This window comes from Niabella sp. (assembly GCF_030150205.1).
Taxonomy (GTDB): Bacteria; Bacteroidota; Bacteroidia; order Chitinophagales; family Chitinophagaceae; genus Niabella.
In genome coordinates this window covers 39,501-54,766 of record NZ_JASLGT010000028.1, presented here as the reverse complement: position 1 = coordinate 54,766, position 15,266 = coordinate 39,501, and the positions used below count along the sequence as shown (strand labels likewise).

At 47.6% G+C, this 15,266-nt stretch carries 11 protein-coding genes; 8 read left to right on the top strand and 3 right to left on the bottom strand.

Annotation, left to right across the window (positions count from 1 at the left end; translation table 11 throughout):
• The first annotated feature begins 340 nt into the window (after nucleotides 1–340).
• Nucleotides 341–1,507, top strand: a complete 1,167-nt coding sequence (locus Q1V85_RS21635) for an ATP-binding protein (RefSeq protein ID WP_300603131.1) — start codon at nucleotides 341–343, stop codon at nucleotides 1,505–1,507.
• 92 nt (nucleotides 1,508–1,599) lie between these two features.
• On the opposite strand, the gene purD is transcribed toward Q1V85_RS21635, so the two are convergent.
• Nucleotides 1,600–2,874: a phosphoribosylamine--glycine ligase gene (gene purD, locus Q1V85_RS21630; RefSeq protein WP_300603128.1), complete on the bottom strand. Its 1,275-nt coding sequence runs from the start codon at nucleotides 2,872–2,874 to the stop codon at nucleotides 1,600–1,602.
• Between the two features lie 114 nt (nucleotides 2,875–2,988).
• On the opposite strand from purD, the gene Q1V85_RS21625 reads away from it, so the two are divergent.
• The 4 genes from Q1V85_RS21625 (at nucleotide 2,989) to Q1V85_RS21610 (ending at nucleotide 9,321) form a co-directional block, all read left to right on the top strand.
• Entirely contained in the window at nucleotides 2,989–4,656 is a 1,668-nt protein-coding gene (locus tag Q1V85_RS21625; RefSeq protein ID WP_300603126.1) for a peptide MFS transporter, read from the top strand.
• 106 nt (nucleotides 4,657–4,762) lie between these two features.
• A complete protein-coding gene (locus Q1V85_RS21620; RefSeq protein WP_300603124.1) occupies nucleotides 4,763–6,406 on the top strand; it encodes a peptide MFS transporter in 1,644 nt (547 codons plus the stop codon).
• Nucleotides 6,407–6,464: 58 nt separating this feature from the next.
• Entirely contained in the window at nucleotides 6,465–8,513 is a 2,049-nt protein-coding gene (locus Q1V85_RS21615) for an OPT/YSL family transporter (protein ID WP_300603122.1), read from the top strand.
• A 184-nt stretch (nucleotides 8,514–8,697) separates the two neighbouring features.
• A complete protein-coding gene (locus Q1V85_RS21610) occupies nucleotides 8,698–9,321 on the top strand; it encodes a GyrI-like domain-containing protein (RefSeq protein ID WP_300603120.1) in 624 nt (207 codons plus the stop codon).
• A gap of 52 nt (nucleotides 9,322–9,373) precedes the next feature.
• Here Q1V85_RS21610 and Q1V85_RS21605 read toward each other — a convergent pair whose 3' ends face one another.
• Complete coding sequence (locus Q1V85_RS21605) at nucleotides 9,374–10,288, bottom strand: TIM barrel protein (protein WP_300603118.1); 915 nt, start codon at nucleotides 10,286–10,288, stop codon at nucleotides 9,374–9,376.
• Nucleotides 10,289–10,420: 132 nt separating this feature from the next.
• Here Q1V85_RS21605 and Q1V85_RS21600 point away from each other — a divergent pair, with 132 nt between their 5' ends.
• The 3 genes from Q1V85_RS21600 to Q1V85_RS21590 all read left to right on the top strand — a co-directional run bounded on the left by Q1V85_RS21600 (nucleotide 10,421) and on the right by Q1V85_RS21590 (nucleotide 14,507).
• A complete protein-coding gene (locus Q1V85_RS21600; protein ID WP_300603116.1) occupies nucleotides 10,421–11,380 on the top strand; it encodes an SUMF1/EgtB/PvdO family nonheme iron enzyme in 960 nt (319 codons plus the stop codon).
• 24 nt (nucleotides 11,381–11,404) lie between these two features.
• On the top strand, nucleotides 11,405–12,718 hold the full coding sequence (locus Q1V85_RS21595) for a Gfo/Idh/MocA family oxidoreductase (RefSeq protein WP_300603114.1): 1,314 nt from the start codon (nucleotides 11,405–11,407) through the stop codon (nucleotides 12,716–12,718).
• A 403-nt stretch (nucleotides 12,719–13,121) separates the two neighbouring features.
• Nucleotides 13,122–14,507 (top strand): hypothetical protein, encoded by a 1,386-nt coding sequence (locus tag Q1V85_RS21590; RefSeq protein WP_300603112.1) that lies wholly within the window; start codon nucleotides 13,122–13,124, stop codon nucleotides 14,505–14,507.
• Nucleotides 14,508–14,610: 103 nt separating this feature from the next.
• Here Q1V85_RS21590 and Q1V85_RS21585 read toward each other — a convergent pair whose 3' ends face one another.
• A complete protein-coding gene (locus Q1V85_RS21585; RefSeq protein ID WP_300603110.1) occupies nucleotides 14,611–15,213 on the bottom strand; it encodes a superoxide dismutase in 603 nt (200 codons plus the stop codon).
• Nucleotides 15,214–15,266 lie beyond the last annotated feature (53 nt).

Here is a 15,266-nt window from a genome sequence, read left to right as displayed (position 1 = left end):
GGTAGGTCCTATACAAACTCATACCCGGCATCAGGGCGGTAATACGATCCGCGAAATGGATTTGCTCCAGGAGCCCTTTTGAGCCGTCAACCGCTTCCATTACAGTAGCACTCAATGCTACCTGGCAAGCACCCGCCGACTAATTGCTGTTACTTATCCATTAGCCTCCTTCACAACTCCCCGAAACAGGATTTCAGAAAGCCGGTATCCAACGGTAGCCTTACACACCTTCAGCCCTACTATTTTTTGTTGGTAACATTAACAATAGTAAAATTAACGAAAAACTACAACCATGAAATCTTAAAATAAGATTTTCAAATTTCATGGTTATATTTGTGGTATGATACAAAGAAAACTGGAGACAGAGATTCTCAAGCTGCTCAAACAGTTTCCGGCGGTAGCCATCTTGGGACCCCGGCAGGTAGGGAAAACCACCCTGGCAAAACGCATTGCCAGGCATACCGGTAAAGAATGCATTTACCTGGATATTGAGAAGCCCTCCGACCAGTTGAAGCTGAACGATGCCGAAACTTATCTCCGGTTCCATAGCAATAAACTGGTAGTTCTGGATGAAGTGCAATACCTGCCCGCGCTCTTCAGTACCCTGCGCCCTCTTATTGATGAAAAACGAAAAGCCGGCCGTTACCTGCTCACCGGATCTGCTTCACCAGCCTTAATTAAGGGTGTATCAGAATCACTGGCCGGCCGTATTGCCTATACCGAACTGCCTCCAATCGGTTTTTCTGAACTGCCAGCCAGCATCTCATTGCAACGACATTGGTTCCGGGGTGGCTTTCCCGGCGCCTTAACGGCTAAAACAGAGGCGCAATCCTGCAACTGGCTCGATCATTTTATAAAAAGCTATATAGAACGGGACCTGAATCAATTTTTTCATGTAACGCTGAGCACAACCCTGGTGCGTAATTTTTGGCAGATGCTGGCGTACAATAACAGCGGCGTGCTAAATGCGGAAAACTTTGCCCGGGCATTGGGTGTAACCAACCCTACCGTACATCGCTATCTGGATTACCTCGAGGGCGCCTATCTTGTAAGGAGATTACAACCCTGGTTTGCAAACGTGAATAAACGGCTGGTAAAATCTCCGAAAGTGTATATCCGTGACAGTGGCCTCCTGCACCGGCTGGCACAGATCCATACTATGGATGAACTAAGAGGAAATGTGTTGATTGGTGCCTCCTGGGAAGGGTATGCTATTGAGCAGATCATACAAGTGCTACCTCCTGCGCTGTCGCCGTTCTTTTACCGCACACATAACGGGGCAGAACTGGATCTGCTGCTCGTAAAAAAGAATAAACCCTATGCAGCCATTGAAATTAAAGTAAGTGCCAGCGCCCAACCCTCACGCGGTTTTTATGAAAGTATTGATACATTAAACCCTGCAAAACGTTTTGTTATTGCGCCTTATGGAGAAGCTTACCCCGGCAAGCAGGCTAGTATCCATTGTGGTTTAAAGCATTTTTTAGAACAGGAATTGCCTAAAATGTAACCATGAAAATTGAAAATATGATTTTCAATTTTCATGGTTACTATATTTTTAAATTTATACCTAAATCCTCTGAATTCCGCTTCAATACTGCATTATACGAACTCGTATCCGATATCGCGGCGATAATACATACCATCAAAACGGATCTGCTCCAGGATCGATTTTGAACGATCAACCGCTTCCGCAACCGTAGCACCAAATGCCGTTGCACAAAGCACCCGTCCGCCGCTGCTTACTACCTGACCATCCACATCCTTCGTACCCGCCTGAAACAGGATGGCATCATTCAGTGGCTGGTTGAGGCCGGTTATTTTAAATCCTTTTTCATAGTCGCCCGGGTAGCCCCCGCTCACCGCCATTACGGTTACAGCGGTGCGCGGATCTTCCTCAATCGTAACTTCAGCAAGCCGGTGTTCGGCGGCAGCCTTGCACACCGCCGCAATATCATTTTTCAACCGGGGCATCACCACTTCTGTTTCGGGATCGCCCATGCGGCAGTTATACTCGATCACAAACGGATCATCACCCACTTTGATCAGCCCGATAAACACAAAACCAGTATAATCGATCTTTTCTTTTGCTAACCCATCAACTGTAGGTTTAATAATCCGATCCGTTACTTTTTGCATAAATGCAGTATCGGCAAACGGCACGGGGCTTACAGCGCCCATTCCCCCAGTATTCAACCCCGAGTCCTTTTCGCCAATACGTTTATAATCCTTCGCCTGCGGCAGCACCACATATTCCTTTCCGTCGGTTACCAGAAACACACTCATTTCAATCCCCGATAAAAATTCCTCTACCACTACTTTACGGCCGGCCTCACCAAATTTTGCCTCCTGGATCATGGCTTCAAACTCCGCCACCGCCTGTTCATTGGTCTGACAGATCACCACTCCTTTTCCTGCCGCCAATCCATCCGCCTTCAAAACCACCGGCAACGCATGTGCCTGCAGGTACCGCACGCCTTCTTCAAAATTTGCTTCGGTAAATTCTTTATACGCCGCTGTGGGGATCTGCTGCCGTTCCATAAATGCCTTTGCAAACGCCTTACTGCCTTCCAGCTGTGCGCCAAACTGCGATGGTCCGATCAACGGTATGGTTTTCAGGGCCTCATCCGCCAGGAAAAAATCCCGGATCCCTTTCACCAGGGGCTCTTCCGGTCCAACCACCACCATTTCAATGCCCTTTTCCCCGCAAAATGCACCAATCCCCGCAAAATCATTCACACCCAGGTTTACATTGGTTCCCAGCGCAGCCGTTCCCGGATTTCCCGGAGCAATAAACAACTCATGATTGCCCCGCTGCTTCATATTCCAGGCTAAGGCATGTTCCCGCCCCCCGCTTCCTAAGACCAGTATTTTCATTTTTTTGCTTTTGATCAATATTAAGGGCGGCAAGATAGCTATAAAATGAAAAAAAAAGGTGGTTCATCATTTTTATGTATTTTGCCCGGCGAAATTTATACAAACATTTGTTATATGGAAAATATTGGCAAAAAATCCCGGCACCCACGAGCACTGTATGTATTATTTTTTACTGAGCTATGGGAACGTTTTGGATTCTACCTGATGGTTGGCATCTTTCTTTTGTATTTAAAAGATAGCACAGTTAATGGCGGCATCGGATTTACTCCGCAAAAAGCGGCAGATCTTGTAGGGACCTATATTGCCATGGTGTATTTAACACCGTTCATCGGGGGACTTATTGCCGACCGGTACCTGGGGTACCGGAAAGCCATCATCCTGGGGGGAATCCTTTTAGCAGCGGGCTATTTTTGCCTGGCCATTCCGGGGGATAAGGCTTTATATATTTCACTACCGTTGTTAATGATTGGCAACGGTTTTTTTAAACCTAATATCAGTACGTTACTGGGTAATATTTATAACCGGGAAGACCTGAAACCCAAAAAGGACGTTGCCTATAACATTTTCTATATGGGGGTGAATATCGGCGCTTTTATCTGCAATTTTGTGGCCGCCTATATGCGCAACTATTACGGATGGGGATTTGCTTTTGCAGCGGCCGGGGTTGGAATGACCATTTCTGTGATCTGGTTTATTTCAGGATTAAAGCATGTAAAAGAAGGTGATATTAAAAAACCGATGGAGAAAGGCGATATTCCGATGAGCCGGATCTTTTTACAGGTATTTCTGCCCGCGATCATCACCGCAGTGATTGGCTGGTTCATAAAAGATATGTTGGGGCATACGCTTTTTGGATCACAATCCAATGATGCCTTTATGTTTGCCTGTATTCCTATTATTATCTTTTTCATTAGCCTGTATACCAAGGCGGCAAAAGAAGATAAAAAAGGGCTGGGCGCTCTGTTTACCTTTTTTATTGGTGCCTTTGTATTTTGGGTCATTTATAACCAGAACAGTACCGGGCTTACCATCTGGGCCGATCAATATACGGCGCGCGAAATGCCACAATCTATGGAGAACATAACAAAACCCTTTGGAATGCTGGAAACGGTAACCACAACTCCGCATGAGGTAGCAAAAGTGGACAGCCTTCTTCGCACACAATCAGACGACAAAGGGAATGCACTGACCACCACAGGGCCCGATCTTTATTTTAACAACCTTCCCAAAGATCAATGGCCGCCATCTGGTAAAATGAACCTGCTTTCCACAGAAATTTTTCAATCGATCAACCCGTTCTTCATAGTCATCTTTACCCCGCTGGTCATTGGCCTGCTGGGGTGGCTGGCCCGGAAAAAGCGCCCCATCAATACCCCGGTAAAAGCCGGTTTGGGCACCTGGATTGCGGGGCTATCGGCGCTGTTGATGGTGGCAGCCGCGATGAGCACCAATATTTATCACGACAAAACCTCCGGCTGGTGGGTTGTAGGTACTTACGCCATCTTCACGATCGGGGAACTATTTGTAAGTCCCGTGGGGTTATCCATGGTTTCCAAACTGGCCCCCGCCCGCCTTACCTCCCTGATGATGGGCGGCTGGTTTATCATAACTTCCATGAGCGGGAAAGTAGCCGGACTGATGGCTACTTTCTGGGACAGCTTTGAAAATAAAAGCAATTACTTCCTGATACTTGTTATAGCAGCGTTGATTGCCGGGATCATCATTTTTATTTTAAGCAAGCGCATTGCACAGGTCGTAAAGGAAAAAACAGGAAGCGTATAACTGTATACGGGTAATTCATTCTAAAATCATGCAATCAAGAACATTGCGTGATTTTTTATTTTATAAACGATCATTTGTTATCTTTCGCCCCTGAAACAAATTGGTCATGTGGAAAAGACATCCCCGGGCGCTGCCTTTTTTATTTTTTAGTGAGATGTGGGAGCGCTTTGGCTTCTATCTGTTACTGGGTATTTTTACATTTTACCTGAAAGACGCCACCGGCGGTTTTGGCATGGATGAAAAAGAGTCCGCCTCCCTTTATGGTACCTTTATCGCGCTGATCTATTTTACGCCGTTCCTGGGAGGATTACTGGCCGACCGTAAAATGGGTTACTGCAATGCTATCATCCTGGGCGGCTTGCTGATGGGCGTGGGTTATTGCCTGATGAGTGTGCGCTCAATACCTATGTTGTACCTGGCCATGACCCTGATCATTATTGGTAACGGCTTTTTTAAACCGAATATCTCCACCCTGCTGGGCAACGTATATTCTACCCCCCAATACCAGGATAAAAAGGATGAAGGATACAATATCTTTTATATGGGGATCAATATCGGGGCCTTTATCTGTAACTTTTTCGGAGCCGCACTTTATACTACCATTGGCTGGGGGGCGGCCTTTATTGCTGCCGGTGTGGGCATGTTCCTAGGTGTAATCATCTTCGTAATTGGTATGCGCCACTATAAATCATTTGATACCCGGAAGCCCCTGAAAGAAGGCGATATGTCTATGTCCAAAATATTCGGACTGGTTGTATTACCCGCCCTGGTCTTTGGCGTAATCGGTTACCTGATAAAGGGTGCCGATGGGGCTATTTTTGACAGCAGCAGTACGGATGCGTTCATCTTTGCCTGCTTCCCGGTGGCCATCTTCTTTATTGCCCTCCTGCTCCGGAGCCCCAAAGAAGAACGGCGCCCCATGGCGGCACTGCTTTCGATCTTTGCAGTAGTGATCTTATTCTGGGCCATCTTCAAGCAGAATGGCTCCGCGCTCAATACCTGGGCCAGCCGGTATACAGAGCGGCATGTGGAAGGCACAAAAGGAAAGGTCCTGAGCGCATTAAAACTGACTGAAACTATTTCCTATAAAAAGGATTCAGTTACCCTGCTCGATAACCAGTTCCGGAAGCTAAAAGAGAACGGCAAGGAGGTAAAGGGACTGGATTATCCTTCTTATTTCAAAAACATGAACCTGGCGGAAACTCCGCTTAAAGACGGCGACCAGGTGAAAGCCTGGGCTCCTTCCCTGTCGCAATCCATCAATCCCTTCTGGGTGATCGTACTCACGCCCCTGCTGGTAGCCTTTTTTACCTGGCTTCGCTGGAAAGGGAAAGAGCCCTCCACCCCCTCCAAAATAGCGCTGGGCCTGTTGGTATCGGCTATGTCGGTACTGGTGATGGTCTTTGCCGTAAAAGCCGGTAACAATGGCGCCGAAAAAGTAAGCATTTGGTGGCTGGTGGGCAGTTATGGCATTATTACCATCGGCGAACTGTTCTTAAGCCCGATGGGATTGTCGCTGGTATCTAAATTAAGCCCGGTGCGTATTACCTCCCTGATGATGGGCGGCTGGTTCCTGGCCATCTCCATTGGCAATAAGCTTAGTGGGATTCTTTCCAGCAAATGGGATGAGTATACCAATAAAGAAAGCTACTTTTGGTTGAATTTCGTATTGCTTTTTGGTGCGGCATTGTTCCTTTTTGCCATTTTAAAATGGCTGAACCGGGTAATGAAAGAAAAAGGGGTAGCATAATACGAACAAGCAGCACAGCAACCGATAGCAGATCCGCAATCATTTTTTAAGTATATCTATGCAGGAAACAAAATCTTCATTTAAGCCCTTTGTGCCGGACGACGCGCGCATGGCGGAGTTTACATTAAAGTCAGTACTTACCGGTGCTGCCTTCGGGATTATTTTTGGTGCGGCCACCGTTTACCTGGCATTAAAGGCCGGGCTTACCGTATCGGCCTCCATTCCCATTGCGGTGATTGCCATCACCCTGGGCCGGAAATTTTTAAAGACCACCATTCTTGAAAACAATATTATACAAACCACCGGTTCTGCAGGTGAAAGCATTGCGGCCGGCGTGGTGTTTACCCTGCCGGGATTTTTATTCCTGAGTGATGGCAGCGGCGAACATTTCTTTAATTATATGACCATCCTTACCCTGGCCATTATTGGGGGTATATTGGGTACCCTGATGATGATCCCGCTCCGGAAATCATTGATCGTAAACGAGCACAAAACCCTGCCCTACCCGGAAGGTACGGCCTGCGCGGATGTACTAAAAGCAGGGGAAAAGGGTGGCAATTTTGCCAAGACCGCTTTCTGGGGACTCGGCTTTGCCTTTGTGTATGCGGTATTACAAAAGATCGTACATGTAATTGCAGAGACTCCTGCATTTGTAACCAAGCAAACCAATAAATTTTTCCCTTCTGCCAAAGTGAGCGGGGAAATCACCCCGGAATACCTGGGCGTGGGCTATATCATTGGACCAAAGATCGCGGGCGTACTGGTAGCCGGTGGCGTACTGGCCTGGCTGGTGCTGATTCCATTGCTATCATCCGTAGTGGCACCCGACCTTATTGCCAGTCAGCTGGTAAAACTGGGTTACCTGGCCGATATCGGAACTGCCGGCGGTAAGGGCGGCTGGGATCCGGTAGCGAAAACATTTGATGATTTTTCTTCCGCTGTGTATTATGCCTATATCCGCCAGATCGGGGCCGGAGCGGTGGCAGCCGGTGGTTTTATTACGCTGATCAAAACCATTCCCACCATTGTTTCCTCCTTTAAAGGAAGCCTGGGTTCTATCAAAGGCGGTGCTGCAGCTGCGGAAACATCGGTTAAAAGAACGGAGCGCGATCTCAGCATGAAAGTAGTAGCCCTGGGGAGCCTGGGCCTGGTGATCCTCATCGCCCTGCTGCCCCAGATACCCGGCCATACCATTCTTCAAAAATTACTGATCGGCATCCTGGTGGTGATCTTCGGTGCCTTCTTTGTAACCGTGTCTTCCCGTATTGTAGGTTTGATCGGTTCTTCCAATAACCCGATCAGCGGTATGACCATTGCCACGTTGATGGGCACCTGCCTGATCTTTATTGCCGTTGGCTGGAGCGGAAAGGCCTATGAACCTATGGCCCTGGTAGTGGGAGGATTGATCTGTATTGCCGCCGCTAATGCCGGTGCCACGTCGCAGGATCTGAAAACCGGCTACATTGTGGGTGCCACACCCAAATACCAGCAGCTGGCCCTGTTCGTGGGGGTGATCGTTTCTTCTATTGTGATCGGTCTTACGGTGAACTTCCTTGATAAACCTACTGCAGATATGGTGGCGAAGGGTGTAACCCAGCATGCCATTGGTTCGGAGTATTATCCCGCCCCACAGGGTACGCTGATGGCCACCCTTGCAAGAGGGATCCTGTCCTTTAACCTCGACTGGCAATTTGTACTGGTTGGTGTATTTATTGCCATTGTGCTGGAACTTTGCGGTGTTAAATCGCTGAGTTTTGCTGTGGGAGCATACCTGCCATTGTCTACCACCTTGCCCATCTTTATTGGCGGCCTCATCCGTGGCGCCGTGGACAAAAAAGCGGGGAAAGCAGCAAACCCTGAAGAAGAAGAATTGGGAAGAGGCAATCTTTTTGCAACCGGACTAGTAGCCGGTGGTGCAGTAGCCGGAGTGGTCATTGCCATTCTTTCCGGCTTCGATGGACCTGCTGCTGCCTTAAAAGCCGTGAATGCCGAACATGGACTGAGTACCGCACTCGGAGAAGGCCGTTATTATATATTGGGCACGCTGGCCTTTGCCACCATGGCCTTTGTATTGTACCGGGTAGGTCTTTCCAAAAACAAGGAATAAAACGGTTTTGTTTCACGCAAGGTTGCAATGCCGCAACGATTTATTTGAACGCATCATTTTTGTAGCACAATGCGGAAGGCCACTCCTGTTTGAAATGGGAGTGACCTTTTTTTATTGGTTTTATTTCTGCTGACATATAGCTGTCACGACCCTGTATTTTCTTTGTATCATTAAAATATGAACCATGGAGAAACTGGATCTTACAAAGCAATACCCACACTATTACACTGCAAAGCCGGAACCCGCACTGGTAACCATTGAGGTGGCCCAATTCCTGTCTATTACCGGCAAGGGCGACCCTTCCGGCGAAACGTTTAAAAAACATATTGAAGCCTTGTATAGCACCGCATATACGCTCAAGTTTGCCTGTAAAGCCCGCAACCGGGATTTTGTGGTTTCAAAACTGGAAGGGCTCTGGTGGTTCGACGAAAGCCGGTTCCATATACAATCGGCGGCCGAAGCTTCTCAACTGGTACCCCGAAGCGAATGGGAGTACCGCCTGCTGATACGGCTACCCGATTTTGTTACGAAACAAGATGTACAGGAAAGCCAGGCGGCAGTGCTTGTAAAGAAACAGCTCATCGATGTTCAATTTCTTGAATTATTCCATATGGAAGAAGGCCGTTGCGTACAATTGCTGCACAAGGGACCATTTGCCACCGAACCGGAGTCCCTGGAAAAGATCAGTAGTTTTATGAATGAACAGCATCTTACCCGCAACGGGGTACATCATGAAATTTATTTGTCCGATTTTAGAACAACAGCTCCGGAAAAACTGAAAACGATCTTAAGAGAACCGGTAAAATAAAAAAGGGCGCCGGTAAGGCTGCCCCTTTTAAGATTGTTCTTTTATTTCTTTCTTACATAAAGGCATCGCATTCCCGGTATGCTGCAATCAGGCGGTCTTCGCCGGCTTTTCCGGATTGAGAGATGCCGTGTTCCATGCCCAGGATCCCTTTATAGCCTTTTTCATAAAGCCATTTGAATACGTTCTTATAATTGATCTCTCCGGTTGTGGGTTCCTTTCTTCCGGGGTTATCCCCAATCTGGATATAGCCGATCTCACTCCAGGTAAGGCCCATATTCCGGATAAGGTTCCCTTCATTTTTCTGCATATGGTAAATATCATAAAGAATTTTACAGGAAGGGCTGTTCACCCCCCGGCAGATTTCAAAGGTTTGGGCAGAAGTGCGCAGGAACAGGTCCGGCGTGTCGCTGAGTGGCTCCAGCACCATTACAATTCCATGCGGTTCAAAGATCTCCGCCCCTCTCCGCAACGCATCAATCACATTACCGGTCTGTACTTCAAGCGGAAGGTCGCGCTGAAAATCGCCCGGCACCACGGTTACCCATTTGGCATTACACCGTTTGGCCGCCTCCACCGATTGACGGCAGCCATCCAGGAAGATATCCAGGTGCTCTTTTTTATTGGCGGCCAGGGTATTGGCGCCGTTACCGCCCTTGGGCACTACAAAAACCCCCATACGCATATTTAATTTAGCCAGGGTTTCTCCTATCTTCGACTGCATTTGCGGCGTCCTTCCGGTCATGCCGTTATCCTCAATAGAGCGGAATCCCTTATCATACATATACTTTATCTGGTCGATAAAATCCTTACCGGCGCTGTTCCCAAACATGCCGTCGTGGGGAGCATAATCCAGGTGAAAGGTCTTATCCGCTTTTACATCTTTCGCTGATCCCGCCCATAAACTGGTTCCCAGCCCCAGGGCGCTCATCGTTAATACATTGTTTTTTACGAAGTTTCTTCGGTTCATTGTGGCAAATTTTTTCGAACTAAAAATAGGAAACTTTAATATTTATAAAAAAGATTTAGGAATTATTTTCGTTTTGTGCTATTTTGGAACCCATTTAATTGTCAAACTGAAAATTTACTTAACTTCGGAACGATGAAAAAATTGATTGCTGCAGCATTGCTTTGCGCTGGTGCAGGCGCACTGGGTGCTCAGGAAAAAAAGGATCCCGAATTGAAAAAATATGAACAGTCCATTCCGGGTTCATCCGTAAAATTCACCATGGTCCCTATACCCGCCGGCTCCTTTAAAATGGGAAGCGCTTCCGGCAATACCCCTAAGGATGCCGATGAGCAGCCCCAGGTAACCGTAAAACTGGATGCCTTTTACATGGGATCGCACGAGGTGAGCTTTGATGAGTATGCCCTTTTCCAGTACGATGAAAGTCTTGGTCAGAACGTAGATGCCGACGCCGTTACGCGCCCCACCACTCCCTATATTGATCTTACATTAGGTATGGGTAAGGAAGGCGGATTTCCGGCCAACAGCATGCAGCAACGCGCTGCCATTATGTATTGCAAATGGCTTTATACAAAAACGGGGGTGTTTTACCGCTTACCTACAGAGGCAGAATGGGAATACGCTGCCCGTGCCGGCAGCAATACGCCTTATTTTTTTGGTTCTGATGCAAAACAGTTAGACGATTACGCCTGGTACGCAAAAAACAGTGAGGATAAATACCACAAAATAGGGCTCAAGAAACCCAATCCCTGGGGGCTTTATGATATCTACGGTAATGTAGCCGAATGGGTGCTGGATCAATACCAGGCAGATTATTATAAAACACTGGGAAAAGAAGCCACCAACCCTACGCGGTTGCCCGATGCCAAAAATCCGCGCATGGTAAGAGGTGGTAATTATAAGGATGATGCAGCTGCACTGCGCAGTGCCAACCGGACCGAATCGGATCCGATCTGGAACCGCCGTGATCCGCAGATCCCCAAGAGCAAATGGTGGAATGCGGATGCGCCGTTTGTTGGATTCCGGCTGGTACGTCCGGTTAAACAGCCAGGTGCTGCAGAAATTGAAAAATTTTTCTCAACATATATCTTATAATTTCCAGCGATTAAATACCATATCATGAATCACAAAACAACAAGAAGAGATTTTGTAAAAAACGGTTCCCTTATTGCCGGAGGTTTGCTTGCCGCACCCGTTATGGGCAATGTAAACTTTTTTTCCGGCGCTAAAGGAGAGATCAAAATAGCCCTGATCGGCTGTGGCGGCCGGGGTACCGGCGCTGTATCACAGGCATTATCTACTAAACAGAATGTAAAACTGGTGGCAATGGCCGATGCATTTAAAGACCGCATCGATAGCTGCTACAAAACCATTACCTCAAAGGACGACAGCGGCATCAGCCCGGAAAAGATCAATGTTCCGGAAGCGAATAAATTCACTGGGTTTGATGCTTATAAAAAAGCCATTGCCCTGGCAGATGTGGTGATCCTTACCACCCCTCCGGGATTCCGTCCTATTCATTTTGAAGAAGCGGTAAGACAGGGCAAACACATCTTTACTGAAAAACCCATGGCGACCGATCCGGCGGGTATTAAAAAAGTGCTGGATGCTGCAGAAATCGCCAAGCAGAAAAAACTGAATGTGGTAGTGGGCCTTCAGCGCCGTTACCAGGACTCCTACCGCGCATTGTTTGAGCGGAAGGATATGATCGGTGAGATCATTTCCGGACAGGTTTGGTGGAACAATTCCGGCGTTTGGGTAAAACAGCGGGAACCCCAGCAAACTGAAATGGAATACCAGATGCGGAACTGGTACTATTTTAACTGGCTTTGCGGTGACCATATTAACGAGCAGCACATCCATAATATTGATGTAATGAACTGGTTCAAAAATGCCTACCCGGTAAGAGCACAGGGTATGGGTGGCCGCCAGGTAAGGACCGGGAAACAATACGGAGAGATCTACGATCACCACTACGTAGAATTTCAATATGCAGATGGCTCTATCCTCAACAGCCAGTGCCGCCATATACCCGGCACCATGAGCAAGGTAGATGAGTTGCTGGTGGGCACCAAGGGATCTATTTTTTGCGACCAGGCCGTGATCAAAGACCGGTCGGGAAAAGTGCTGTATGCGTTCGACAAAAAGAACGAGCGTAATCCTTATCAGACAGAACACGACGAACTGTTTGAGGCCATTGCCAAAGGTGAGCACAAGTTCTCCAATGCCGAATATGGTGCCAAGAGTACGCTAACGGCTATTATCGGGCGTATGGCTACTTATAGCGGCCAGGTAATTGAATGGGACAAAGCATTGAACTCTGGCATCGACATCATGCCTAAGGAATATGCCTTCAACGCCACACCGCCCGTGGTTCCGGACGCTGATGGTTTTTATCCGATTGCAATGCCCGGAAAGACAAAGTATTTTTAATACAGGGAAGTTTTATATAAAAGCCGGACGATACATTTATTTCGTCCGGCTTTTTTATTTGTCAAAACAGCTCTATCCGTTCAGATCATTTACGCCATGAACCGGGGAAGGATCTGTACTCAATTTTTCAAATCCCTGTTGTTGCCGGTCCCTGCTTATAACATCAGAAAGAATCATTGTATGAAAATGATAGCACTCATCCTTATACAGGCTACGTTAAGTATCCATGGCGCAAGGTAACCTGCACATTAGGGTATCATCGGGTTTACTATATATACGGTCAAAACGTTGACACCACCAACTTCTTTTCAAAAAAAACCTCATCAAAAATTATCGTTTTCCTTACTCCCGCAACTAATATTATTCTACATTTATACTCCTCTGTTTTATATCAAAACCAAATATGAGCAAAAGTTTACCGGCATCATTCCACATTAAAGAGATACTCCGTAACAACCGTTTCCGGCTCCTGCTGCCGTTACTGTTTTTATTTTGTACGAACCTGGTCAATGCCCAAAAAGACAGCGCAAACGGCATGCGTTATATCGACAATGGTATTATACGACTGGGCATCGACCTGAACCTGGGCGGGGCCATTACCTACCTGAGTGAAAAAGGGAAACCCAATATGATCAATAACTGGGACTGGGGCCGGCAGATTCAGATGTCATTTTACAGCGGACCTGTACCCTATGAACCCGAAGGCAAAAAGCCACACAAGGGCTGGACCTTTATTGGCTGGAACCCCATCCAGTCCGGCGACGTAGCAGGGAACCGCTCCCGGGTCACGGAATTTAAACGTACCGGGAACAGCCTTTATGTACGTTGCATCCCCATGCACTGGCCGTTGGATAATGTGCCCGGTACCTGTACCTACGAATGCCGGATACAGTTAGAAGGCAATACCGTAAAGGTCCGGAGCCGCATGGTCAACCAACGGCCGGATCACACACAGTATCCCGCCCGCGGACAGGAGCTCCCTGCCGTATACACCAATGCGCCTTATCACCAGCTGGTAACCTACACCGGCGCCGAACCTTATACGCATGACACCCTAAGCATTATTAAAAACCACAACCTGCCTCAAAACCCTTCCATCCGGTGGGCAGCCTGGCAGGCCACCGAAAACTGGGCGGCCTGTGTAAATGAAGACGGATATGGTCTTGGTATCTGGAATGAAGGCGTGCAACGCTTCTCCGGCGGATATTATGGCGACTCCTCATTTAAGGGCGGAAGTCACGATATTTCTACCGGCTATATTGCTCCCAATAGCATTGACATACTGGATCACAACATCACTTACGACTATCATTATGTGCTGATTGTGGGTACACTGGACGCCATCCGGAACTATGCCTGTAAGCAATTACCAACAGCCCTTCCCGGTTTTCATTTCCGCAACAGCCGGCTGCAATGGTATTACGAAAATACCAAAGACCGGGGCTGGCCTATCCGCGGCTGTCTTGAAATAACATTAAACCGGAATGCGGCAATGATCAGCCCTTTAATTTTCTGGAAGGCAACGGATGCTTCGCGCCTGCTGGTGGATGCGCAGTGGCCGGCTTCTGTAAAAAAAGCACGTATTTATTTCAGCAGGTTTAGCGGTTCCGCATTTGAAGATTACCTGGATGTGGATGTTCAACCCGGCCGGAGACAATATATCCTTCCCCTTGCTTCTATAGCGCATTACAAGGGAGCTTTCAATGGGGTTAAGATCCTGCCGGATCCCGACGGGAAAAGCCAGGAACAGGACTTGCTGAAAGTGTATGCCATCCGGCTTTTGAAATAGTGAAATGAACGGGCATAATAAAGGCGGTCTGTGTTATTTTAGACCGCCCTTACGTACATCGCAAAAACCTTGAACCGGAAAATATCCGGTTTCTTTATTGTTTTTAGAGTGCGCTGTTATAATGTTCTGCAACCTTTGCCCAGTTCACCACATTCCAGAATGCTTTCAGATAATCCGGACGTTTGTTCTGATACTTCAGGTAATAAGCGTGTTCCCAAACATCCACACCCAGGATAGGTGTTCCTTTTACTTCAGCAACATCCATCAGGGGATTATCCTGGTTGGGCGTGGAAGTTACTTCCAGCTTGCCGTCTTTTACGATCAGCCAGGCCCATCCGCTTCCAAAGCGGGTAGCACCGGCGGTATTTATTTTTTCTTTCAGTCCGTCCAGGGAGCCAAATGTTTCATTGATCGCGTCTGCCAGTTTCCCGGAGGGCGCACCACCATCAGCGCTCAGGATCTCCCAGAAGAACGAGTGGTTCCAGTGACCACCACCGTTATTGCGTACAGCTGGAGAAATAGCACCAGCGTTTTTCACCAGTTCTTCCAGCGATTTATCGGCATGCTCGGTTCCATCAATTGCTTTATTCAGATTATCCACGTAAGCCTGGTGATGCTTGCCATGGTGAATTTCCATTGTTTGCTTGTCAATGTGCGGTTCCAGCGCGTCGGGCGCATAAGGAAGGGCTGGTAGTGTAAATGCCATGATTCTTTATTTTTATTAGTGAACAATATTTATAACTATAACAAAGTTAAACC

Bases quoted from the DNA above. Each gene is read 5' to 3' on its own strand.
- Q1V85_RS21625 (WP_300603126.1), top strand. From the start codon at position 2,989: ATGGAAAATATTGGCAAAAAATCCCGGCACCCACGAGCACTGTATGTA.
- purD (WP_300603128.1), bottom strand. From the start codon at position 2,874: ATGAAAATACTGGTCTTAGGAAGCGGGGGGCGGGAACATGCCTTAGCC.
- Q1V85_RS21635 (WP_300603131.1), top strand. From the start codon at position 341: ATGATACAAAGAAAACTGGAGACAGAGATTCTCAAGCTGCTCAAACAG.
- Q1V85_RS21620 (WP_300603124.1), top strand. From the start codon at position 4,763: ATGTGGAAAAGACATCCCCGGGCGCTGCCTTTTTTATTTTTTAGTGAG.
- Q1V85_RS21615 (WP_300603122.1), top strand. From the start codon at position 6,465: ATGCAGGAAACAAAATCTTCATTTAAGCCCTTTGTGCCGGACGACGCG.
- Q1V85_RS21595 (WP_300603114.1), top strand. From the start codon at position 11,405: ATGAATCACAAAACAACAAGAAGAGATTTTGTAAAAAACGGTTCCCTT.
- Q1V85_RS21600 (WP_300603116.1), top strand. From the start codon at position 10,421: ATGAAAAAATTGATTGCTGCAGCATTGCTTTGCGCTGGTGCAGGCGCA.
- Q1V85_RS21605 (WP_300603118.1), bottom strand. From the start codon at position 10,288: ATGAACCGAAGAAACTTCGTAAAAAACAATGTATTAACGATGAGCGCC.
- Q1V85_RS21585 (WP_300603110.1), bottom strand. From the start codon at position 15,213: ATGGCATTTACACTACCAGCCCTTCCTTATGCGCCCGACGCGCTGGAA.
- Q1V85_RS21610 (WP_300603120.1), top strand. From the start codon at position 8,698: ATGGAGAAACTGGATCTTACAAAGCAATACCCACACTATTACACTGCA.
- Q1V85_RS21590 (WP_300603112.1), top strand. From the start codon at position 13,122: ATGAGCAAAAGTTTACCGGCATCATTCCACATTAAAGAGATACTCCGT.